The following is a 22,446-nucleotide window of genomic DNA, read 5'->3' as shown; positions in this document are numbered from 1 at the left end:
GAGTCGGTCGCGGCCGTGCGGGTGTGAGGCCCTGGCCGGGTGCCTTCCGGTTAGCGGGCCGGGGCACGCCCGCCGGCCCACTGGGTCTCCAGCGTGCGGGCATAGACCGAACGGCCCGCCGGCAGCGTGAACGACATCCGGGTTCCGCTGCCGTACGGATTGACCATCGCCTCGATCGTCCCGCCGTGCCGTTCCACGATCCGCTTGCAGACCGCCAGCTCCAGCCCGTTGCCGTGCTCGTCCCGGCCGCTGTGGAAGCTGGTGAAGACCTCCTGCCGCTGGCCCGGCAGCAATCCGAGGCCGTTGTCCAGGATGTCGATGCGCAGCATCCCGTTCCGCGCCGGCTGACAGGAGACGCTGACGTACGGCGTGACACCGGGCGGCGTAGGCCCGAGCGCGTTGTCGATCAGGTTCTCCAGCAGCTGCCGGATGAGGACCGGGTCCGCCTCGACCGGCTCCATCTGGCCGATCTCGAAGTACGGCGGCGCCGTGCCGGTGCTGTCCGCCTGGTCGTACCGGCTGTTCACGATGTCGCCGAGCAGCAGCGACAGGTTCACCGTGGTCGGCATCAGCTTGCCGTCCCGGGCCGCCGTGTACGCGAGAAGGCCGTTCAGGAACGTCCGCATCCGCGCCGACGCCCGCTGGATCCGGGTGACCCGCTCGGCCGGCTTGTAACCGGCGAGTTCCTGTTCGAGGACCTCGGCCCAGCCCTCGATCGTGGTGAGCGGGTTGAGCAGGTCGTGCGCGACCCGCCCGGCGAACGACATCAGCTCGTCGCGGTGCCGCCGGTCCGCGGTGACGTCGTGGAAGACGACCACCACGTGCGCCGGGGAGTCCGGGTTCATGGCGATGCGGGCCACGTTGAACCGGACGATCCGGCCTTCAGGCACCGCGGCGTTGCGGACCAGCACGTCCATCGGTGGCACCTCCTCGCCGGCCAGGGCTCGGGCGTACGGAAGATCGGCGTCGGCGAGCGGGGTGCCGTCCGGGTGGAAGAAGCCGTAGTCGCTGCCGAGCGCCACCCCGCCGGCGATCGTGTTGACGCTGCCCAGCAGCCGGCCGGCCGCCGGGTTGCGCAGCACCAGCCGCCCGTTCTGGTCGAGGATGGCCAGGCCCTCGGTCATCGAGTTGACGATCATGGTCATCATCCCGGCCTTGTCGGTGGCCTCCTGCTCGGAGACCTGCAGCCGGGCGATCAGGGCGTTGCGCTCGTCCCGGCTCAGCGCCAGGGCCAGCGCGACGACGGCCAGGATGGCGACGTACAGGTCGATCACCAGGACCCGGGTGTCCGGTGCGGCGATCTCGGCGTACGGGCCCCAGCCGTGCTGGGTCAGGACCGCGGCGACGCAGCTGAAGATCAGGCAGTGGCCGATGGCGAGCGCCGTCGGTACCCGGATCGCCGCCCACACGGTCAGCGGCAGCAGCGCGAACCCGATCGGCAGCTGGTGGTTGACCCCGAACGTGTAGTAATACGCCCCGCCGGAGACCACGAAGATCGCGAGGCACTCCAGCGCGCGGTTCTGGTCGAGCGACACCCGGTGCTGCCCGCGCAGCAGGTACCAGGCGCGCTGGATCGCGACCCCGAAGATCAGGATGCTGCCGGTGTCCCGGACCACCCGGATGCCGAACATGGTGATCCCGCTGTGGTAATCGGCCAGGCCGTCACCGAGCATGTCGATGCACGCCATCACCGCCGAGGAGGCGATCGCGGCCACCAGCATCCGGGCGAGGTCGTCGAGGCTGGAGAGCGGCCGCCCGCCGTCCTCGCCGGCCCAGACGCCGGGCAACAGCCGGGCGGTCACCACCGCGAAGGTCATGCCGGCCGCCACGGCCGCGCCGGCGTGCACCGCCGCCGCCACCGGATCCACCCCGGTCGGCGCCAGGCCGGCCACGGTCAGGACGGCGAGCACCACCATGTCCAGCCAGCGCCATCGGGACTCACGACGGATCACCAGCCACACGGCCGCCACCCCGGCGGCCGGCCACAGCACCGGCACGTCCAGCTCGGTCAGCACTGTCAGCCGGCCGGCCAGGAGCGCGATCAGGTAGAGCACCGCGAAACCCACGGTGCTCGGAACGGACATCCTCGTCACACCTGTCTGTTCGGCACCTACGGCGGACTTCTGAACTGATATAGCTATTTCGATATATAGATGAGGAGTGAACTCACGTTTAGGCTTTCCCCAGAGCCGAGAGACGAGCGTCAATACCCCCCGGGACGTTCGCCGGCGGCGTGAGAGAGGAACGAAGATGGCGATTCGACGACACGGCCGCATCCTGGCCGCAGGTCTGTTCGCACTGGGTGCGGTCGCTGCCGCGACCCCGGCCGAGGCAGCGGCGCCGGTGCTGGGACAGATCAAGCTGGCCGGCTCCGCGACCGCGGTGGACGGCAGCTACATCGTGGTCCTCAAGTCAGGCGCACAGCAGGCCTCACTCTCCAAGGCGTACGGCGCGACAGTGAAGCGCAGCTTCGGCAAGGCGCTCAACGGCTTCGAGGCCACCATGACCGAGACCCAGGCCAAGCGCCTCGCGGCCAACTCGAAGGTGGCGTACGTCGAGCAGAACCAGGTGATCTCCCTGGCCGCCACGCAGACCAACGCCACCTGGGGCATCGACCGGATCGACCAGCGGGCCCGCCCGCTGAGCACCACGTACACATACCCGGTCACCGCCTCGAACGTCACCGCCTACATCATCGACACCGGCATCCTCAACACACACAGCCAGTTCGGCGGCCGTGCGGTCAGCGGGTACGACTTCGTCGACAGCGACAGCAACTCCACCGACTGCAACGGCCACGGCACGCACGTCGCGGGCACCGTCGGCGGCAGCACGTACGGCGTGGCGAAGGCCGTCAAGCTGGTCGGCGTCCGGGTGCTCAGCTGCACCGGCAGCGGCACCACGGCCGGTGTCATCGCGGGCGTCAACTGGGTCACCGCGAACGCGGTGAAGCCCGCTGTCGCCAACATGAGCCTCGGCGGCGGCGCCAGCACCGCCCTGGACAACGCGGTCGCCAGCTCGATCGCCTCCGGTATCACGTACGCCGTCGCAGCCGGAAACTCCAACGCCAACGCGTCCACCGCATCGCCGGCTCGCGTCGCGTCCGCACTGACCGTCGGCGCCACCACCAGCACCGATGCCCGCGCCAGCTACTCGAACTACGGCAGCGTGCTGGACATCTTCGCTCCCGGCTCGTCGATCACCTCGGCCTGGTACACCAGCACCTCGGCCACCAACACGATCAGCGGCACCTCGATGGCCTCCCCGCACGTGGCGGGTGCCGCGGCGCTGGCCCTCTCCCGCAATCCGAGCTACACGCCGGCTCAGGTCGCCTCGTCCCTGATCACCAACTCCACCCCGAACGTGGTGACCAGCCCCGGCACCGGCTCCCCGAACCGCCTGCTCTTCGTGGTCCAGTAAGGTCTTGAGACAGCCCGCCTTCTGCTTCAGAAGGCGGGCTTTTTCACGCGACGAGATGACCAAACCGGATGTGACACCCGGCCTTGGTGATCATCATCATCACTGAGATACGGACTTCCGGCGCCTGTTCCGCGGTTTTATCAAGTGGAACAAGGAGCGTGAAGTGATGACCGAACAGGGACAGCACCGAGTCGTCATCGTCGGAGCCGGCTTCGGCGGTAAATACGCCGCCCGCGCGCTGCGCAAGGCCGATGCGCACGTGACGATCCTCAACGGGACCAACCACCACGTGTTCGAGCCGCTGATCTACCAGGTCGCCACCGGACTGCTCTCCCCCGGCGAGGTCGCTACCCCGGTCCGCGAGTTCTTCCGCGGTCAGCAGAACACCGAGGTGCTGCAGGGCTGGGTCACCGACGTCGACCCGGGCGCTCGCACGGTCACCGCGACCGCGCCGGACGGGGTGCCGTACCAGGTCCCGTACGACACCCTGATCGTCGCGGCCGGCACCACCCAGTCGTACTTCGGCAACGACCGGTTCGCCGAGTTCGCCCCCGGCCTGAAGAACATCGACGACGCGGTCGAGCTGCGCGCCCGGATCATGTCCGCCTTCGAGATGGCGGAACTCGCCACCGACCCGGCCGCCGCCCAGCGCTGGCTCACCTTCGTCATCGTCGGCGCCGGCCCGACCGGCGTGGAACTGGCCGGGCAGATCGCCGAGATCGCCCGCCGCACGCTGCCCGGCGAGTACCGCCGGATCGACCCGGCGAAGGCCCGCATCGTGCTCGTCGACGCGGTCGACCGGGTGCTGCCGACCTTCTCCCCCGAGTCGTCGGCCGCCGCCGAGAAGCGCCTCCGCAAGATCGGCGTCGACGTCCGGCTCGGTACCAAGGTCGTGGACATCGACGCCACCGGCGCGGACGTGCAGACGAGCGCCGGAACCGAGCGCATCACCGCGATGACCAAGATCTGGAGCGCCGGTGTCGCGGCCGCCCCGCTGGCCCGCCGCATCGCCGACGCCACCGGTGCGCCGGCCGACCGTTCCGGCCGGATCATGGTCGAGCCGGACCTGACCGTTCCCGGTCACCCGGAGATCTTCGTGGTCGGCGACCTGATGAGCCTCGGCAAGCTGCCCGGCGTCGCCCAGGTGTCGATCCAGGGCGGCGGATACGTGGGCCGCACCATCCGGGATCGCCTCGCGGGCAGGACCACCGGCAAGCCGTTCCACTACTTCGACAAGGGCAACATCGCCACGATCTCCCGGTTCTCCGCGGTCGCCGACCTGCGCGGACTACGGCTGAGCGGGCTCGCCGGCTGGTTGCTCTGGCTCGGGGTGCACTGGGCGTACCTGCCGAAGGGCCGCAACCGGGCGAGCTCGCTGGTCCGCTGGGCGGTTGCCTTCCTCGGCCGGAGCCGGTCCGAGCGGGCGGTGACCAGTCAGCAGATCAACGCCCGCGCCGCGGTGAGGGCCATGGCCGAAAAGGATCAGGAAGACGCGGCCGAGCTGACCTCGGCCGGATAGAGCAGGGCCTCCAGCTCGGCGGCCGGCATCGGCCGCGCGAAGTGGTAACCCTGAGCACTCCGGCAACCCAGCTCGACCAGTTCGGTGGCCTGCTCCGCCGACTCGACACCCTCGGCGATCGTCGAGAGGTTCATCATCCGGCCCAGCCGCAGCACGGTGTCGGTGACCACGGCGCCGTTCGCGGTGCCGTTGAGTACCGCCACGAACGACTGGTCGATCTTGAGAATGTCGATCGGCAGCTGGGTCAGGTACCGCAACGTGGAGTACCCGGTCCCGAAGTCGTCCAGGGCGATCCGCACGCCGTGGCCGTGCAGCCGGTGCAGCTCGGCCACCACTGTCGGGTTCTCCACCTGCACGCTCTCGGTCACCTCGATGATCAGCTCGGTGGCCGGGAGGCCGGTCGCGGTGAGCGTACGGATCACCTGGTCGGCGAAACCGTCGGTGAGCTGACGCGGTGACGCGTTCACCCCGAGGTGCAGGCGGCGCCCACCGGCACGCCACCGGGCGACCTGAGCGCACGCCTCGGCCAGCACCCACGCGCCGATCTCCTCGATCGCGCCGGTCCGCTCGGCGATCGGGATGAAGACGCCGGGCGGGATCGTGCCACGTTCCGGGTGCTGCCAGCGGACCAGCGCCTCCATCCCGTTGATCTCGCCGGTCGGCAGATCGACCACCGGCTGGTAGTGAACGCGCAGTTCACCCCGCTCGGCGGCACCCCAGAGGCCGGCCGCGAGGTCTTCCTCCTCCTCGGTGCCACCGGGCACGCCACTCTTGATCCGCCGCTTGTTCTCGTACATGGCCTCGTCGGCGCGGCGCAGCAGCGCGTCCGCGTCCATCGCGCCGGGCTCCGCCACCGCGATGCCGACGGCCGCCTGGATACGCACCACGACGTCGTCGATCATGATCGGAAGCTCCATCTCGCGGAGCAGCCGGCGGACCACCGCCTCCGCGTTCGCCCGCGACCCTATGTCCTGCAGCACCACGGCGAACTCGTCGCCGCCGAGCCGGCCCACCACGTCGCTGCCGAGCACCGAGCGGCGCAGCATCCCGGCGAACTCGACGAGCATCCGGTCGCCGGCCGCGTGTCCCAGCGTGTCGTTGACCTCCTTGAAGCCGTTCAGGTCGGCAAGCAGCACACCCACTGCTCGCCCGTTGCGCGACGATCGGGCCAGCGCGCGGCCGAGCGCATCGCCCAGCCGGGACCGGTTCGCCAGCCCGGTGAGCCCGTCGGTCACCGCCATCTCGTGATTCTCGCGGAGCGCGACGATCTGCCGGGCCACCACAAAACCGGTGAGCGCCACCGAGCCGAGGACCAGGCCGATCCAGGACGGCTTCCCGGCGCGCAGCGCGGCGCCGGTCAGGAGCGCCAGCGCGAGGCCGACGCTGAGGTACGGCAGGCGATTGACCACCCGCTCGCGATCAGTTCCGGTCACCGGCTGCTCGCCGCGTGCCGTCCGGAACTGCTCGAAGGCGGACGCGGCGATCAGCGCGTGCCCGACCAGCCAGCAGGCGAACTGCCAGCTCGCCGGCGTGCTGCCCTGCAACTGGTCGTGGGCGCGCAGGAAACCGAGGTAGAGATTCCCGGAGATCTCGAAGAGCAGGGCCACCGCGATCAGGCGCAACGGCCGGCGCACCGACGGGTCGGCGCCCTGGGTGAGCACCAGCGCCACACCAAAAAGCAAAACAAGATCGCCGATGGGGTACGCGAGAGCGCCGAGCACCGCGGCGCCACTGGATCGACCGTCGTCCAGCAGCGGGCCGACCGCGAAGTACCACATGACCATCGCGCCACCGGCGACCACGGTACCGACGTCGAGCAGCGTCTTGTGCTGGGAGCGTCCACCGCCGCCACGCCGTTGCAGGGTCAGCAGCCCGGTCAGCATCACCGGCACGAAGGCGAGCCGCACCACGTCGCCGGGCGCCGGGAACATGCTCCAGTGCTTGAAGACAGCGAAACAGACCGAGGCGATCACCAGCGTCCCCATCGCGGCGGCGATCCAGCGCCACCCGCGGCGGGTGCCCCGGTGCAGGTCGCGGCGGCGGCTGGTGAGGACCGCGAACGTCATCGAGACCAGGTCGAAGGCGATCAGCACCGGGCCGGCGGCCTGCTGAGCATCCACGCCGGCGAACAGAAGCGCGCCGAGGACAGCGGCCAGAGCCGTGCCGAGAACGCCGTAGAACACCTTGGTCATGCCCGTCCATCGGCCGTGCCACCGGGTTGCTGACGACGGGGAATCACTGCAACCAGCTGGCAACCGACATTTACCTGGAGTGGGCCGGGTCACCGCCGATAGCTCCGATCACCTCGGCGACGCTCCGGCGCCGCCGCCCGCTCGACGATCGGAGCAGCATGACGGCCATCATCGACACCCTCGCCGTTCGCCCGCAGGCCCGCCTCCGTACCGACCTGCCCACCGTGCTGGTCGCCGACGACGACGAGGGCATCCGGGACCTGGTCAGCTTCAAGCTGGAGATGGCCGGTTACCAGACGGTCTGCGCGCCGGACGGGTGCACGGCGCTGACTCTCGTCGCCGAGACCCGTCCCGACCTGGTCCTGCTCGACATCGCGATGCCCGGCATGGACGGCCTGAGCGTGTGTTACCGGATGCACGCCGACCCGGCCACCGCCGAGATCCCAGTGATCATGCTGAGCGGCTGTGCCACCGAGACCGACATCGACCTGGCTTTCGTCTCCGGCGCGGAGGAGTACCTGCCGAAGCCGGTGAACACCACCGACCTGGTCCGCAAGGTCGGCTGGCTGGTACCGCGCCGGCACTGACGAGCGCCGGGGCCCGCGTTTTGGGTCGCTCAGCATGCCCCGCACCGCGTCGATAAAACCTGTGTGAGCCGTAAGCGACCGGGCGCCGCCGTCCTCAGCGCGCTGGTCGCGGTCGTCGGCTGTGCCGTCACCCTGGTCGTGTCCGTCACCCTGGCCCGGCGTGAAGAGGCGGCCGCCGAGGTGCAGATGGATCGGCGCACCGCAGCGGCCGCCGACGCGGTACGCACCGAGACCCGCCGCTACGTCGACATCCTGCGCAGCACGGCGGCCGGTGCCGGCGGACAGGAGAGGCTGACCGGCCCCGAGTTCGGCATGATCACCCAACCGCTGAAGACGATGAGGCTGGCCGGGGCCAACTTGATCGTGCTGGTGGTCCCCTCCGGCGACGACGACGTGGCCGCCCTCCAGGAACACTGGCGCGACCTCGGCATGACGGATCTCGTGCTGAACCCGAGGGGCCACGGCGACCATGCCTTCGTGGTCACCGGCACCACCCTGGACGGCTCCCGGCCCGCGGGCGGACTGGACCTGGCACAGGCCGAGGCCCCGGCGTCCGCCCTGGACGCCGCGCGCCGCAGTGGCCAGGTGGCCGTGTCCGATTCCTATCATCTGCTCACCGACATTGCCCTGCCCGCGGAACGCCGGCAGAACTCGTTCATCCTGGCATCACCGGTCTATCGCGGATCGGAGCAGCGGTTCCTCGGCTGGGTGGTGCTGGGCATACGCGGGCAGAACTTCATGGGTGACACGTTCGCGCTCGCCGGCCAGGGCCTGCTCGACCTCACGCTGGTCGCGGCCCGCTCGGATCGGCGCGAGCTGGCGGTCGCCGAGCTCGACGCGGCCGGCGCCGGCCGACGTGACCTGCAGCGTGCGGTGGACATCCCGGTGGCCGACAAGATCTGGACCCTGCGTGTCGCCGCGAACGCCGCCAGCCTGCCCGGCGTGCGCAGCGCCCTGCCGCTCGCGGTGATCGTCGGCGGCCTCCTGCTCACCGGCGTGCTGACCAGCCTGGTCTGGGTGCTGGCCACCAGCCGGGATCGGGCACGCGTACAGGTCCGGACCGCCACCGCCGAGCTGCGTGCCGGCGAAACCACCAGCCGGCGGCAGGCCGAGCTGCTGAGCGCCGTGATGGACGGCATCAGCGACGGCGTCGGCGTGATCGGCCCGGACGGCAAGTTCCTGCTGCACAACCCGGCGGCGATCCGGATGCTGGGCCGGGCGGACCCGAACGCCGGGGTGGAGGCCTGGCAGGGCCATTACGGTCTGTTCCAGATCGACGGGGTCACCCCGTTCGCGACCGACGAGATTCCCCTTGTCAAGGCACTCGGCGGCGAGAGCAGCCGGGACATCGAGATGATCATCCGACATCCGGAGCATCCGGAGGGCCGGGTGATCAGCGTGTCGGCCCAGCCGATCGAGACGTCCGCCGGTGAGCGCGGCGCGGTCGCCGTCTTCCACGACATCACCGAACGTAAGAACGTCGAGATCGAGCTCCGCGGTTTCGCCGGCGTGGTCGCGCACGACCTCAAATCACCCCTCACTTCGGTACGCGGATACGCCGAGCTGATCACCGACGCCCTGGACGAGCTGGAAGCCGGACACCACGCGGCCGCCCTCGCCCAGGCCCGCCGCGGTTCCGAGAAGGTGATCAACGGGGCGCTCCGGATGCAGCAGCTCATCACCGAGCTCCTCGACTACGCGGCGGCCCGCGACGCCACGCTCCGGCTGAACGAGGTGAACCTGCGGTCGCTCGTCGACGACGTGGTGACCGCGCGTACCGACAACCCGGACGGGTCGAGCCTGCGGCCGGACATCTTCGTCGGCGCGCTGCCGCCGGTGCAGGCCGACCCGGTCCTGCTCCGCCAGGTGATCGACAACCTGGTCGGCAACGCGATCAAGTACACCCCGCCGGGGCAGGCGCCCCGCATCGACATCACCGGGCGCGCCGAGCCGGACGGCGACGTACGCGTCCAGGTCGCGGACCGCGGGATCGGCATCCCGGACGGCGAGCACGCCCTGGTCTTCGACAGTTTCCACCGGGCCAGCAACGGCGTCGGGCACCCCGGAACCGGCCTGGGCCTGGCCATCTGCCGGCGGATCGTGGAACGGCACGGCGGCCGGATCGAAGCCGCGCCCAATCCGGGTGGCGGCACGATCTTCGCGTTCACGCTCCCGGCCACAAGTCTGGCCGCATCGATACCTGTGGGCGTTGTGTGATCACGTGCACATAATCTAGATCGCCTTGTTGGTCGATAGGAATTGTGCCAATATCTCGGCCATGCCCGTGGTCCTGCATTGGTTCCTCCCCACGACCGGTGACAGCCGGTCGATCGTCGGCGTCGATGATCGCGGCGGTCGCAGCACTCACACCGATCCGCTTTTTGAAAAGCAGCTGCGCGAGCCCGACATCGAGTACCTGATCGACGTCGCCCGTGCCGCCGAGCGCAACGGGTTCACCGGCGTGCTCACCCCGACCGGCACCTGGTGCGAGGACGCCTGGCTGACCACTGCAGCGATCGCCCAGCACACCCGTACCCTGAAGTTTCTCGTCGCGTTCCGGCCCGGCTCGCTGTCGCCGACGCTAGCGGCCCAGATGGCCGCGACGTTCCAGCGAATCACCGGCGGCCGGCTGATGCTCAACATCGTCACCGGCGGCGACGCGGCCGAGCAGCAGCGTTTCGGCGACTGGCTGGACAAGGACCAGCGTTACGAGCGCACCGGCGAGTTCCTCAGCGTGGTCCGCGGCGCGTGGAACGGCCCGTACGACTTCGACGGCAAGCACTACCAGGTGGCCGGAGCCCTTGCCCCGCGCCGGTTCGACCAGCCGCCGATCTACTTCGGAGGGTCGTCGCCGGCCGCTCTGGACGTCGCCGCCGAGCACACCGACGTCTACCTGACCTGGGGCGAGCCGCCGGCCGCGGTGGCCGCGAAGATCGCCGCGGTCCGTGCCCTCTCATCAAGAGAGATCAGGTTCGGCATCCGGCTGCACGTGATCACCCGGGACACGTCGGAGGAGGCCTGGGCCGTCGCCCGCTCCATGCTGGACGCGCTCACCCCCGAGCAGATCGCGAAAGCGCAGAGTTCGCTGGGCAAGGCCGACTCGGTCGGCCAGCAGCGGATGCTCGCCCTGCACGGCGGCAAACTCGACGCCCTCGAGATCTACCCGAACCTCTGGGCGGGCATCGGCCTGGTCCGCCCGGGCGCTGGAACCGCCCTTGTCGGCAGCCACACCGAGGTCGCCGATCGGATCGCCGAGTACCACGACCTCGGCATCGACGAGTTCATCCTCTCCGGTTACCCGCACCTGGAAGAGGCGTACCACGCCGGCGAGGGCCTGATCCCCGAGCTGCGCCGGCGCAACCTTCTGACCTCCCCGCCTTCATAGGAGAACTGAATACATGAACCGCCGTGACCTGCTCCGCCTCGCCACCGGCGCCGGAGCCGCTTCCCTGCTGGCCGCCTGCGCCGGCCCGGGCGGCTCATCCTCATCGGACTCCGCCAAGTCCGACGACACCCTCTCGTTCGCTCACTGGCGGGCCGAGGACAAAGAGGTCTTCGAGAAGATCATCGCCGGCTACACCGCCGCCAAGGTCCGGCAGGACATCTCGCCGTCGAACGACTACCAGAGCACCGCGCTGCAGAAGCTGCGCGGCGGCAGCGTCGGCGACGCGTTCACCGCGTTCCGTGGCGCGCAGTTCCTCGACATCGCGAAGGCCGGCGTCTGGGCCGACCTGACCGGGCAGGCGCTCGTGCAGAAGTACGAGCCGGCCCTGATCACCGCTGGTGCTCAGGACGGCAAGCAGCTCGGTGTCCCGTACCAACTGGTCTTCAACACCCCGCTCGCCAACACCGACCTGATCAGCAAGGCCGGCTTCGGTGAAGCGCCGAAGGACTGGGACGGCTTCCTGTCGCTGCTCGACAAGCTGAAGAGCCAAGGCGTCACCCCGTTTGCCTGGCCGGGTGGCGACGCCGCGAACGCCGGCCAGCTGCTCAACGTCATGGTGGTCAACAACGCGCCGACCGACGACGCGCTCGGCAAGATCGAGACCGGCGAGAACAAGGTCACCGACGACTGGTTCCTCACCGTGCTGAAGCAGTACCAGCAGCTCGTGCCGTACTTCCAGACCGGTGCGACCGGCACCAGCAGCGACGCGGCCCTGGCGCTGTTCGCCCAGGGCAAGGCCGGCCTGCTCGGCACCGGCTCGTTCCAGGTCGCCGGCGTCCGCAAGCTCGGCGCCACCTTCGGCATCGACCTGCTCGCCCCGATCACCACGACGGCGGACAAGGCGAAGTACGAGGGCGTCTTCAACGCGACGTTCATCCTCGGCGTGAACGCCAAGTCCGGCAAGCAGGACGCCGCCCGCGCCTGGATCGAGCACCTGTCCGACCCGGAGGTGGCCGGCGTCTACGCCAACGGCACCTCGCAGCACGTGACGGTCAAGGGTGTCGAGTACACCAACGCCGACCTCAAGGCGCTCGCGCCGTGGCTGACCAAGAAGACCGCGCTGGCGCCGCGCTTCCAGTTCAGCAACCTCGACGTCCGTGGCGCTGTCGAGAACGCCACCGTGCAGGTCGCCGGCGGCAAGAGCCCGGAGGAGGCGGCCGAGGCCGCCCAGAAAGTCATCGACCAGAATAAATGAGAGCCCGTCTCACTCTCCTCCTCTTCGCGGTTCCGGCCCTGATCCTGTACGGCGGGTTCTTCCTGCTGCCCGCCGTACAGGGTCTGCGGTACGCCACCACCGACTGGGACGGTTACAGCTCCACGTTCAACGACGTGGGCCTGTCGAACCTCACGGACGTTGTCGGCGACGACGACCTGTTCCGCAACGCGCTCACCAACAACCTCAAGTTTCTGCTGGCCGTGGTCGTCGGGCAGACCGCCCTGGCCCTGCTGCTCGCGGTCCTGCTCGCCGCGCGCAGCCGCGCCTCGACCGCGCTGCGGGCACTGTTCTTCCTGCCCACCGTGCTGTCGTCGGTGTCTGTCGCGTTCATCTGGAAGTTCGTCTACGACCCGAACTTCGGTCTCGCGAACAGCCTGCTCGGCGCGGTCGGGCTGGACCGGTTCCAGTCCGCGTACCTCGGCAACGAAGGCACCGCGATCCTCTGGGTCGCGGTGGCGCAGGTCTGGTTCCACGCCGGGCAGATGATGGTCATCTACATCGCCGGGATCAACCAGATCCCGGAGGAGCTGTACGACGCCGCGAAGACCGACGGCGCCGGCCGGTGGCAGCAGTTCCGGCACGTCACCTGGCCGATGGTCGCGCCGGCCACCGCGCTCGTCATCGCGTACACAAGTCTGCAGTCCTTCAAAGCTTTTGATCTTGTTTTGGGTCTGGCCGGCAACCCGCCGAGGTCCGGGCTCGACGTGCTCGCCACCCGGATCTACACGACGTTCGCGAACTCGCAGCTCGGTTACGCGGCTGCCGAGTCGGTCGTTTTCATGATCGCCATCGCGGCGGTCACGCTCCTGCAGAATCGCGCCGCGAGGATGGTCCACGGATGAGGCGTTTCGTCCTCGGGGTCTACGCCCTGCTGATCGTCGTGCCCCTCGTGGTGATCGTCGGCGGTAGTTTCAAGACCACGCCCGAGTTGTTCGCCTCGCCGTTCGGGCTGCCGGAGAACCCGACGCTCGACAATTACGCCACCGTGCTGACCAAACAGGACATGCTCGGGGTGCTGGGCAACAGCCTGTTCGTGGTCTCCATCTCGGTGCCGGTCACCCTGCTGCTGGGCAGCCTCGTCGCGTTCGCGGTGGCCCGGCTGCCGCGATGGCCGTCCCGGATCCTCTTCGCGATCTTCGCGGCCGGGCTCGCGGTTCCGGCACAGGCCGTCATGATCCCGCAGTACGTGCAGTTCGAACGGCTCGGCCTGCGCAACAGTCTGACCGGCCTGATCCTGGTGAACATCGTGGTGACGCTGCCGGTCGCGGTCTTCATCCTGGCCGGCTTCATGCGTACGCTGCCGGCCGAACTCTACGAGGCCGCGGAACTCGACGGCGCCGGTCCGTGGGCGTCGTACCGGAGGATCGCGGTGCCGGTCTCGTACCCATCGCTGGCCGCCACCGCGATCTTCCTGATCGTGATGCACTGGAACGACCTGCTCTATCCGTTGCTCTTCATCGACGACCCGGACAAACGGACACTTCCACTGGCGCTTCTGGACTTCCAGGGCGAGTACCTGACGGAGTACCCGCTGCTCTTCACCGGTGTGGTCGTCGCATCGCTGCCGATGGTGCTGGCGTACGCGTTCCTGCAGCGTCATTTTGTGGCGGGGATCACAGCTGGTGCCGTGAAGGGTTGATCCCGGGTCGAGCGGGTAGTCGTGCCTGATGCCCGCCGACGACCCAGGCACCGTCATGGTCTTCGCACCGGTGCCACAGCTGACCGTGACCATAGAGCAACAGTCCGCCGAACCGGAGTTGCACGTCCACCCCGGTGGCCAGGGAATCTGGCAAGCCCGGATGTGCGCTGCGCTCGGCGCATCGGTCACCCTCTGTATTGCGGTCGGGGGCGAGATCGGCGAGATCATCTCGCTCCTGCTGCGCGACGAGAATATCGAGGTACGCACGGTACGCCGTTCGTCCGGCAGCGGCTGGTACGTGCACGACCGCCGCGACGGCACCCGGACGACGGTCGCCGAAAACGCCAGCAGCCCGTTCGGCCGGCACGACCTCGACGAGATGACAGGGGCGACGCTTGCCGCCGGAATGCGTGCCCGGGTCAGCATCCTGAGCGGCCCGGCATCCCCGGATGTCGTCGCGCCGGACGTGTACCGCCGGCTCGCCACCGACCTCGGCACGCACGGCGGCACCGTGATCGCCGACCTCTCCGGCGACCACCTCACCGCGGTCCTCGAAGGTGGTGTCGACTTCCTCAAGGTCAGCCACGAGGAGCTGCTGGACGCCGGCCGCGCCCGTGACGACAGCGTCTCGGCGCTCGTCGACACCGCTCGTGATCTGCGCAAAGAGGGTGCCGGGGCAGTACTGATCAGCCGCGCCGGCCAGCCCGGTATCGCCCTGCTCGACGACGAGCCGCTGCTCGTCGAGCTGCCCTCGCTGCAGGTGGTCGACCACCGCGGCGCCGGCGACTCGATGACCGCGGGAGTGGCGACCGTGTTGTCCCGAGGCGGCAAGCCCCACGAGGCGGTACGCACCGGGACGGCAGCAGGCGCCCTCAACGTGACACGGCACGGCCTCGGCACCGGCCGCAAAGAGGCCATCGCCGAGCTGACGAAGCGAGTCAGGCTGTCCCCGATCACAGGTTGACGTGACGCATCGCGTTGACCGTCAACCTGTTGACCTGGATGTGTCGAGTTGATTCCGATCAACTCAACACGGCTGTCTGTTCATCGGGGCTTTGTCTTACTGTCCACTCTGGCGTCCTACCGTGACCGCATAGAGTTCTGGTGGAGTGTGGCCCTGGCGACGCTGGGTGTGGTGGTTCCCGGCATCGTCGCGATCTACGAGTTCGTCGTCAAAGGACGCAAACGACTCGGATACCGGGTCCAGATGGACACCACTGCCACTGACGTGGTCGAGACCGTGCACGCCGGCGCCCTGCGTGAACTGCAGCGAGACGACGTCCCGATCGACGACCCCACCCTGGTGCTGCTCCGGATCGAGAACAACGGCGCCACCAACATCGACACCCGGGACTACGCGGTCCTCGACGACGACCGGGTCGGCATCCGGGTCCGCTTCCCCGGCCGCCAGGTGGTCGGCATGGTGGTCACCGAGCTCAGCGACGACTACCTGCGGCCCAGCTTCCAGGACGGCTCCGGCCTCGCGGTCCGTGGCGACGTCATCGAGCTGCCGAAGGTACCGCTCAACCGGTCCGCGCACTACAAGGTCCTCGCCGCGCTGGAACGCGCCGGCGGCAACGGCAGCGACCCGGGCATCTTCCCGGCGCCCGTGGTGATCGGCGGGATCAAGGGTGGCGTCCGCGGTGGCCGGATCCAGGAGACGCAGAGCCGCACCGGTACCCCGAAACGCGCCATGGCCCTGGTCGGCTTCCTGGTCCTGCTGGTCATCGCGCAGCTCGTGGTCTTCCTGCGCAGCGACACCGGCGCGCCACTGGACTGCGCCACCGGCCGGATCCGGGTCGTCGGCTCGACCGCGTTCGAGCCGATCGCTACGCAGGCGGTGTCGGCGTACCGGGATGCCTGCCCCGGCGCCTCTTTCGATCTCGACATGCGCGGCAGCGGCGAGGGCCTGCTCGCCCTGAACAAGGCCGCGAGCCCCGACGTGATCGCATTCTCCGACGGCGAGAAGCCGGACGGCATGCCCGCCCTGCTCCCCCGCCCGATCGCGTTCTTCCTGTTCACCCTGATCGCCCACCCGGACGCCGGCGTGCGGGACCTGACCCTCGACCAGGTCCGAGCCCTGTACCGCGGCGAGATCACCAACTGGAACCAGGTCGGCGGCGCGGACGAGCCGGTCCGGCTGATCAGCCGGAACCCGGGTTCTGGCACCCGCAACGCGTTCCAGCGCCGGGTCCTGGCCGGCGTACGCGAACCGGGCAGCAACTCCGACGACTGCCGCAACCGCGACCCGGGCACCCCGGCCGGCGTGGTCCGCTGCGCCCGCGACTCCACCGAGGACGTGCTCGGCGCGGTCGCCGACACCCCGGGCGCGCTGGGCTACAGCGAACTGGGCGCGGCCGGCGGCCGCGACGATCTGACGATCGTCCGGATCAGCGGCCACCCCGCGACGGTCACCGAGGCGGACCACGGCGCTTACCCGTTCTGGGAGACCGAGTACGGCTACACGTACGGCGAGCCGCCCGCCGAGTCCCTGACCGCAAGCTTCCTGCGATACCTGACGAACCAGGTCGGCGCCGACATCCTCCGGGCCCACGGCAACCGCCCGTGCGCCGAACTAGCCAATCCAGCCCTCTGCCACCCCACCTGACCACCCGTAACGCCACCGAGCCGTAGCCCAGAGAGATCATTGCCGGAAATGACCTACATGGACGACGGCTCCCACACACACACCACCAGCCACGAGCCGGCGGATGCGGGCGGCCGGAGCGGACCTCTCAGCGGAAGCGGTACGCCGCCGCCGGGTGGTCGTCGCGGACCCGGGTCGCGCCCTCGCCGTAGAACGACTCGCGCAGCGTGCTGCCCTCGTACGAAGTCCGCGTGAGCCCTCGCCTCTGCAGCTCCGGCACGGCCAGGTCGACGAAATCGCGGAACGTCACCGGGGGGACCGGGTCGGCGATGTTGAAGCCGTCCACACCCGACTCCTCGGCCCAGCGTTCCAGCTCGCCGGCCACCGTGGCCGGACTGCCGACGATCACCGGGCCACCGCCGCCGACGCCCACGAACTCGGCGATCGCGCGCGGCGTCCAGGTCCGCGACGGGTCGAGCGTGGTGAACAGTTCGACCATGCCGCGGATCCCGTCGGTGTCGACGTACTCCAGTGGCTTGTCCAGATCCAGCGCCGACAGGTCGATGTGCATGAGCGCGCTCCACCGGGCCAGCGCGCCCTCGACGCTCGCATATCGCTGATAGTCGGCCAGCTTCGCCTGCGCCTCGGCGTCGGTCTCCGCCACGATCACGGTGGCGATGGCGAAGAACTTCACCGACGACGGGTCACGCCCGGCCGCCACGGCCTCGGCCCGGACCCCGTCGACGAGGGTGCGTGCCATCGACGGCAGATAGGCGGAGAGGAAGACACCTTCGGCGTGCCGGCCGGCGAACGCACGACCCACCCGGGACGTTCCGGCCTGATAGAGCACCGGCGTGCGCAGCACACCCGGCTCGGACAGCGCGATACCCGGAACATCGTAATAAGTCCCAGAATGAGCGATAGGCCGAACTCGCGACGGTTCCACGAAGACACCCCGTGAAGCGGAGCGCACGACCGCGTCGTCGGCCCAGCTGCCCTCCCACAGCTTGTAGACGACCTCCATGAACTCCTCGGCCATCGCATACCTGTCGTCGTGCGCCATCTGCCGCGTCAGGCCGAGATTGCGGGCCGCGCTGTCCAGCGCCGACGTCACGATGTTCCACCCGATCCGGCCGCCGGTCAGGTGATCGAGCGTCGTCATCTTGCGGGCGAACGCGTACGGAAGCTCGTACGTCGAAGAGACCGTGACCGAAAAGCCTAGATTGCGGGTCGCGGCGGCCATCGCGCTGATCGGCAGCAACGGATCGTCGGTCGGTGTCTGGATGCCGTCGCGCAGCGCGGCGTCGACACTGCCCTGATAGACATCGAGCGGGCCGAGCGCATCCGCCACGAAGAGCGCGTCGAACTTGCCGCGTTCCAGGATCTGCGCGGTCTCCACCCAGTAGGACAGATCACGATATCGATGAGCCTGACTGTCCGGATGCCGCCAGAGCCCGATCGCGGTGTGCCCGGGGGTGGATTGCCGCAGGCCGTTCAGGCGGATGCGCATGGGTTACTCCTCAGTGAGAATCAGCAGGTCAGCGCTCTCCCGAACCTGCTCGGTCGCGTAGAACGCGTCCTCGTGCCGCGCCCACCGGGACCAGTGCGGCGCATAGGTCTGACCATCCCTGGCCAGGGCGCGTTGCTTGCGCACCGCGGTGGGGCTCTCCAACCAGACAACCCCGCATGTGTACGCACGAAGCAGGCGCCCGCCAGCTCCCACGCCTTCGACGACGAGCCAGTCGGCGTCCGGAACCGGATGGTGCCCGGTGTACTCGCCGGCCGCCCAGTCCCAGCGCTGCCAGACCGCGGGCCGGCCCTCGGCGAGCGGTTCCAGAACCCAGTCCCGCAGCGCGGTCACACCACGTTCGAGCCCGTCCCACCCGGCGTAGAGATCGTCCATGTGGATCAGGGGCGCGCCGAGGCGCTCGCCGACGGCCCGGGCGAGAGTGGTCTTGCCCGATCCGGAGCGCCCTTCGACAGCGAGAACCTTCCGCGTCCCGGCCGAGGGCTGTTGCCCGGCGGCCCAGTCGAGAACCCGGGTGACCGCGGCGTCCAGTGGTGTCGTCACGGCCGGAACAGCACCTTCTCCGGCGTGATCCGCAGAATCACCCGGCCGGCTTCCTGTGCCGGGTCGGGGATCACGTGGTCGGCACCGGTGTAACGGCGGGCCAGCTGGTGCACCAGGCCGGCCGGGTCGCCGGCGGTGATCCGGGCGACGCCGCGGATCTCGGCGTAACTGGTGGGCCGCTGCCGGTCGTGGATCAGCACGGTGACCCGGGGGTCCCGTTCGATGTTGCGGACCTTGCGCCGCCCCGCCTTGGTGGTCATCACCAGATCGTTGCCGTCGAGGGCTGCCCACATGACGGAAAGCTGCGCTCGCCCGTCCGGCTCGGTGGTCGAGAGCACCGCGAACTCGGGCCGCTCGATCAACTCCCGGACCTCGTCCGGGATCACCGCAGCACCTGAAGCCGACCGGCCCCGTTCGATGGGCAGAGCCGGGTCGGCGGACCACTCTTCGAGGGAGCCGTCGTAAAGGGCGACGTCGTCACGGCCGAGTTCGCGCAGCGCCAGGCCGAGCGTGGTCGCCGAGATGCCGCCGCCGCAGTACAGCCAGATCGGTGCCGGGTCGGCAAGGAGGTCGGCAAGGACCTCGCGAAGTTCGGGTTCGGGCCGGAATGTGCCGTCCGCGCCGATCAGCGAGCGGGCCGGCAGGTTCGCGGTGCCGGGGATGTGGCCGCGCCGCGAATACCGGGTCGGCACCTCACCGGCGAACGCCTCCGGGTTGAGCGCGCAGACGACACTCGCCTCGACCCGCCCGGCGAGCCACTCCTCGATCTCGGCCCGCCCCACCCACCGCGAGGCCACGTCCCGCGTGTCGATTTCAGGCGCGGACCGCACCTCAACTCCACACGCACCGGCGTTTCCCCCGGCCCGTGTCGATTCCGGGTTCGGATCAAACCCCAACTCGACACGCTCGGAGGAGGTCACCGGGAGGCCGGCCTCTTGCCACGCTTGCAGGCCGCCGTCCAAAACGTAGGCTTCCAGCCCCAGCCAGTCGAGCAGCCACCACAGGCGGGATGCCCAGATGCCGTCGCCTCGGTCGTAGGTGACCACCGGGACGTCGGGGCGGACGCCCAGCGCTGCCAGCCGGGCTGCCAGCTCCGGGGCGGAGGGGTGGGTGAAGTGCAGGCCGGAACCCGGGTCGCTCAGGTCGTGCAGCAGGTCGGCGTGCCGGGAGCCGGGGATGTGTGACTCGGCCCAGCCGGCCAGCCCGGAGACTGCCCTGTGGTCACCGTCCTGCAATGCCTTTGCAAGCTCCACCGTTGCATCGAGGATGACCACGGGAGCCTGCGTTGCGCGTACTGATAAAGCAGCGGGACCCAGCAGAAAGCTGGTCATCGCGGCACCGCCTGGACCCCCGCGGGGGTCGCGACCGCCTGGCGCCAGTCGAAGGTGGCGGGGAGGATGGCGTTGGCGGCGAGCCAGTCGGTGTAGGGGTCCATCAGGTCGGGGCGGATCTCGCCCCAGCGGTCGCCGTGCCACCAGGTGGGCGCGATCAGTTCCAGGGAGCGGGACAGGATCGACCGGGGGAAATACGGGATGACCCGGTCCAGGATTTCCAGCGCCAGTCCGGGCTGCTCGGTGGCGGTGCGGTAACCGCGTTCGGTCGCTGACAGGAACGCCGCGAGTTCGTCGGGGGCCAGCGCGGCAGGGCCGGTGCCGAGCAGGTAGCTGTGGTACGGCGGTGCGCCGATCTCGTCGACCGGCCAGGTGATCCTTTCCGGACCTGGGATCTGGGCGAAGAGCGCGTCCCAGGCCCAGTAACCGCCGAACGTGGCGTCTACCTCGCCGGCCGCGATGTCGTCGGCGCTGAGTTCGCGGTAACCGCTGTCGACGAGGATGACCGCGTCCGGGTCGCCGCCGTCGACCGCCACGAGGTGCCGGACCATCGCCAGGCCGCGCGGGGTCGGATTCAGCGCGAGGCGCTTGCCCTCCAGATCACGCGGCCGGGTGATGCCGCGGCCGACGACGGTCTGGATGGTTTCCATGCCCCGGTGGTTGATCGACGCGACAGCGTGCAGCGGCTGGCCGGCGGCGCTGCGGACCAGCAGCCGGTTGGTCGGGAAGACGCCCAGGTGGACCTCGCCGCGGGCCAGGTGTTCCAGGGTGTCGCCGCGCTGCGGATCGAAAACGGTCAGCTCGACGTCGAGACCGGCGTCGCGGTACCAGCCTTCGCGGCTGGCGACGTAGAGGCCGGCCGCGTTGGTCCACGGGTGGAAGTATTCGAGCATCACGCGGACGTGGGTGAGGGTCATCGAGGGCTACCTGTCAGCAGATCGGTGAGGCGGCGGCGCAGTTTGACGAAATCGGGGTCGTCGACGACGTCGTCGCGGCGGGGACGGCCGAACGGCACGGTGACTTTTTCGATCACTGTCGCCGGGCGGCTGGAGAAGACGTAGACGGTGTCGGAGAGCAGCAGCGCCTCTTCGATGTTGTGGGTCACGAAGAGGACCGCACGCCGATTCCCTTCCCAGATGTCCAGGAGCCAGCGGTGCATCTCCAGGCGGGTCATCGCGTCGAGGGCGCTGAACGGCTCGTCGAGGCAGAGGAGTTCCTGGTCGGAGAGGAGGGCGCGGAGGAAGGCGACCCGTTGTTGCATGCCGCCAGAGAGTTCGTGCGGATATTTCGTAGCAAAGCCGTCGAGGCCGACTTTGCTGAGCCACTCACGGGCTAACGCGATGTCGGCTTTACCGGCTATTTCCTGGGCCAGGACGACATTTTTCTCGATGGTGCGCCACGGCATCAACGCCGGTTGTTGCGGCATATATCCGATCTGGCCACGCCGCGCCTTCGCGCCGTTGATCTCGATCGTGCCGGCGGTCGGGGTGAGCACACCGCCGATCAGGTGGAAGAGGGTGCTCTTGCCGGAGCCGGATGGGCCGACGATCGAGACGAATTCGCCCTTCTGAACCGTTATGTCAACATTTTTCAAGACATCTAGGTTTTTGAAACTGTGGCTCAGGCCGGCCACCCGCACAGCCTCAGTCACGGCGGCTTCAGTCACGACGGCTTCAGTCCCGACGGCTTCAGTCACGGCGGCGCCCCTTCACTGTCAGCTTCTCCAGCAGCACGACCAGACCGAAAACGACCAGCGCCAGCACCACCACGATGGCGATCGCCACGAACAACCGGTCGGCACGGAACGCCGACTTCTGGATGATCATGTACTGGCCGATGCCCTTGTCGCTGCCGAGCCACTCCGCGATGATCGCGCCGAGCACGCTGTAGGTGGCCGCGATCTTCAGACCGGAGAACATCGTCGGCAGCGCGTGCGGCCACTGCAGCTTCGTGAAGAGCTGCCGCCGGTTCGCGCCGCTCATCAGCATGTAGTCGGCGATCAGCGCGTCACTGCGGCCGAGCCCGTCGAGCGTGGCGACCGCGACCGGGAAGAAGCAGACCAGGATGATCACGACGAGCTTCGGCGCGATACCGAAGCCGAGCCAGACCACCAGCAGCGGGGCGATCGCGATCGTCGGCACGTTCTGGCTGATCACCAGCAGCGGATAGATCGCCGCCCGTACGCCCGGGAGCAGGTGCAGCACGACGGCGACGAACAGGCCGGTGGCCACGCCCGCGCCGAAGCCGTACAGGGTGAGTTCGGCCGTGGCGAGCGTGTGCCGGGCAAGGGCCTCGCGCTGGTCAGCGGCGGCCGTCCAGATATCGGAGGGGCTCGGCAGCAGCCACGTGTCGATCCCGGAGAGAGTGGTGTAGAGCTGCCACCCGGCGATCAGCAGCAGAACTGTGATCGCCGGGGGAAGCGCTTTGCGGAGCGTCATG

General features: G+C 69.2%; 19 protein-coding genes. 10 read left to right on the top strand and 9 right to left on the bottom strand.

The genetic code is table 11. The features are described from left to right. Positions 1-50: 50 nt before the first annotated feature. Positions 51-2,084: an ATP-binding protein gene (locus ACQP2E_RS09245; protein WP_433829834.1), complete on the bottom strand. Its 2,034-nt coding sequence runs from the start codon at positions 2,082-2,084 to the stop codon at positions 51-53. 166 nt (positions 2,085-2,250) lie between these two features. On the opposite strand from ACQP2E_RS09245, the gene ACQP2E_RS09240 reads away from it, so the two are divergent. Next, positions 2,251-3,420 carry a S8 family peptidase gene (locus ACQP2E_RS09240; RefSeq protein WP_433829832.1) on the top strand — a complete coding sequence of 390 codons (1,170 nt, stop codon included), beginning with the start codon at positions 2,251-2,253 and terminating at the stop codon, positions 3,418-3,420. A 43-nt stretch (positions 3,421-3,463) separates the two neighbouring features. Here ACQP2E_RS09240 and ACQP2E_RS09235 read toward each other — a convergent pair whose 3' ends face one another. Further along, the gene (locus tag ACQP2E_RS09235) at positions 3,464-3,679 is read right to left on the bottom strand and encodes a hypothetical protein (RefSeq protein WP_433834294.1); all 216 of its coding nucleotides are present in this window, start codon (positions 3,677-3,679) and stop codon (positions 3,464-3,466) included. Here ACQP2E_RS09235 and ACQP2E_RS09230 point away from each other — a divergent pair. After that, positions 3,587-4,939 carry an NAD(P)/FAD-dependent oxidoreductase gene (locus ACQP2E_RS09230; protein ID WP_433829830.1) on the top strand — a complete coding sequence of 451 codons (1,353 nt, stop codon included), beginning with the start codon at positions 3,587-3,589 and terminating at the stop codon, positions 4,937-4,939. The genes ACQP2E_RS09235 and ACQP2E_RS09230 overlap by 93 nt on opposite strands. On the opposite strand, the gene ACQP2E_RS09225 is transcribed toward ACQP2E_RS09230, so the two are convergent. Then, the gene (locus ACQP2E_RS09225) at positions 4,903-7,131 is read right to left on the bottom strand and encodes a putative bifunctional diguanylate cyclase/phosphodiesterase (RefSeq protein WP_433829828.1); all 2,229 of its coding nucleotides are present in this window, start codon (positions 7,129-7,131) and stop codon (positions 4,903-4,905) included. The genes ACQP2E_RS09230 and ACQP2E_RS09225 overlap by 37 nt on opposite strands. A gap of 158 nt (positions 7,132-7,289) precedes the next feature. Between ACQP2E_RS09225 and ACQP2E_RS09220 the strand changes: the two genes are divergently transcribed. The 8 genes from ACQP2E_RS09220 to ACQP2E_RS09185 all read left to right on the top strand — a co-directional run bounded on the left by ACQP2E_RS09220 (position 7,290) and on the right by ACQP2E_RS09185 (position 16,626). Continuing rightward, positions 7,290-7,718, top strand: coding sequence for a response regulator (locus tag ACQP2E_RS09220; protein ID WP_433829826.1), 429 nt, complete (start codon positions 7,290-7,292; stop codon positions 7,716-7,718). Between the two features lie 63 nt (positions 7,719-7,781). Next, positions 7,782-9,935 (top strand): ATP-binding protein, encoded by a 2,154-nt coding sequence (locus ACQP2E_RS09215; RefSeq protein ID WP_433829824.1) that lies wholly within the window; start codon positions 7,782-7,784, stop codon positions 9,933-9,935. A 61-nt stretch (positions 9,936-9,996) separates the two neighbouring features. Continuing rightward, complete coding sequence (locus tag ACQP2E_RS09210) at positions 9,997-11,103, top strand: LLM class flavin-dependent oxidoreductase (RefSeq protein WP_433829822.1); 1,107 nt, start codon at positions 9,997-9,999, stop codon at positions 11,101-11,103. 13 nt (positions 11,104-11,116) lie between these two features. Continuing rightward, on the top strand, positions 11,117-12,358 hold the full coding sequence (locus ACQP2E_RS09205) for an ABC transporter substrate-binding protein (protein WP_433829820.1): 1,242 nt from the start codon (positions 11,117-11,119) through the stop codon (positions 12,356-12,358). Beyond that, entirely contained in the window at positions 12,355-13,221 is an 867-nt protein-coding gene (locus ACQP2E_RS09200) for a carbohydrate ABC transporter permease (RefSeq protein WP_433829818.1), read from the top strand. The genes ACQP2E_RS09205 and ACQP2E_RS09200 overlap by 4 nt, the downstream gene beginning before the upstream one ends. Then, entirely contained in the window at positions 13,218-14,018 is an 801-nt protein-coding gene (locus ACQP2E_RS09195) for a carbohydrate ABC transporter permease (protein WP_433829816.1), read from the top strand. The genes ACQP2E_RS09200 and ACQP2E_RS09195 overlap by 4 nt, the downstream gene beginning before the upstream one ends. Before the next feature lie 28 nt (positions 14,019-14,046). Continuing rightward, complete coding sequence (locus ACQP2E_RS09190) at positions 14,047-14,982, top strand: 1-phosphofructokinase family hexose kinase (RefSeq protein ID WP_433829814.1); 936 nt, start codon at positions 14,047-14,049, stop codon at positions 14,980-14,982. A gap of 147 nt (positions 14,983-15,129) precedes the next feature. Beyond that, a complete protein-coding gene (locus tag ACQP2E_RS09185; RefSeq protein ID WP_433829812.1) occupies positions 15,130-16,626 on the top strand; it encodes a PstS family phosphate ABC transporter substrate-binding protein in 1,497 nt (498 codons plus the stop codon). Positions 16,627-16,753: 127 nt separating this feature from the next. Here the strand turns inward: ACQP2E_RS09185 and ACQP2E_RS09180 are convergent, their stop codons facing one another. From ACQP2E_RS09180 to ACQP2E_RS09155, 6 genes are read right to left on the bottom strand one after another with little or no spacing between them, the layout of a single operon-like run. Next, a complete protein-coding gene (locus tag ACQP2E_RS09180) occupies positions 16,754-18,115 on the bottom strand; it encodes an LLM class flavin-dependent oxidoreductase (protein WP_433829810.1) in 1,362 nt (453 codons plus the stop codon). A gap of 3 nt (positions 18,116-18,118) precedes the next feature. Further along, positions 18,119-18,676 (bottom strand): dephospho-CoA kinase, encoded by a 558-nt coding sequence (locus tag ACQP2E_RS09175; protein WP_433829808.1) that lies wholly within the window; start codon positions 18,674-18,676, stop codon positions 18,119-18,121. Further along, positions 18,673-20,007 carry a TIGR03618 family F420-dependent PPOX class oxidoreductase gene (locus ACQP2E_RS09170; RefSeq protein ID WP_433829806.1) on the bottom strand — a complete coding sequence of 445 codons (1,335 nt, stop codon included), beginning with the start codon at positions 20,005-20,007 and terminating at the stop codon, positions 18,673-18,675. Before ACQP2E_RS09170 ends, ACQP2E_RS09175 begins: the two co-directional genes overlap by 4 nt. Then, on the bottom strand, positions 20,004-20,924 hold the full coding sequence (locus tag ACQP2E_RS09165) for an ABC transporter substrate-binding protein (RefSeq protein ID WP_433829804.1): 921 nt from the start codon (positions 20,922-20,924) through the stop codon (positions 20,004-20,006). The genes ACQP2E_RS09170 and ACQP2E_RS09165 overlap by 4 nt, the downstream gene beginning before the upstream one ends. Next, a complete protein-coding gene (locus ACQP2E_RS09160) occupies positions 20,921-21,703 on the bottom strand; it encodes an ABC transporter ATP-binding protein (protein WP_433829802.1) in 783 nt (260 codons plus the stop codon). Before ACQP2E_RS09160 ends, ACQP2E_RS09165 begins: the two co-directional genes overlap by 4 nt. After that, on the bottom strand, positions 21,696-22,445 hold the full coding sequence (locus ACQP2E_RS09155) for an ABC transporter permease (protein WP_433829800.1): 750 nt from the start codon (positions 22,443-22,445) through the stop codon (positions 21,696-21,698). The genes ACQP2E_RS09160 and ACQP2E_RS09155 overlap by 8 nt, the downstream gene beginning before the upstream one ends. Position 22,446 lies beyond the last annotated feature (1 nt).

The organism is Actinoplanes sp. CA-015351, assembly GCF_050955685.1.
Taxonomy (GTDB): domain Bacteria; phylum Actinomycetota; class Actinomycetes; order Mycobacteriales; family Micromonosporaceae; genus Actinoplanes.
Note: the sequence above shows the minus strand (reverse complement) of the source record. Positions and strands in the feature narration are given on the sequence as shown.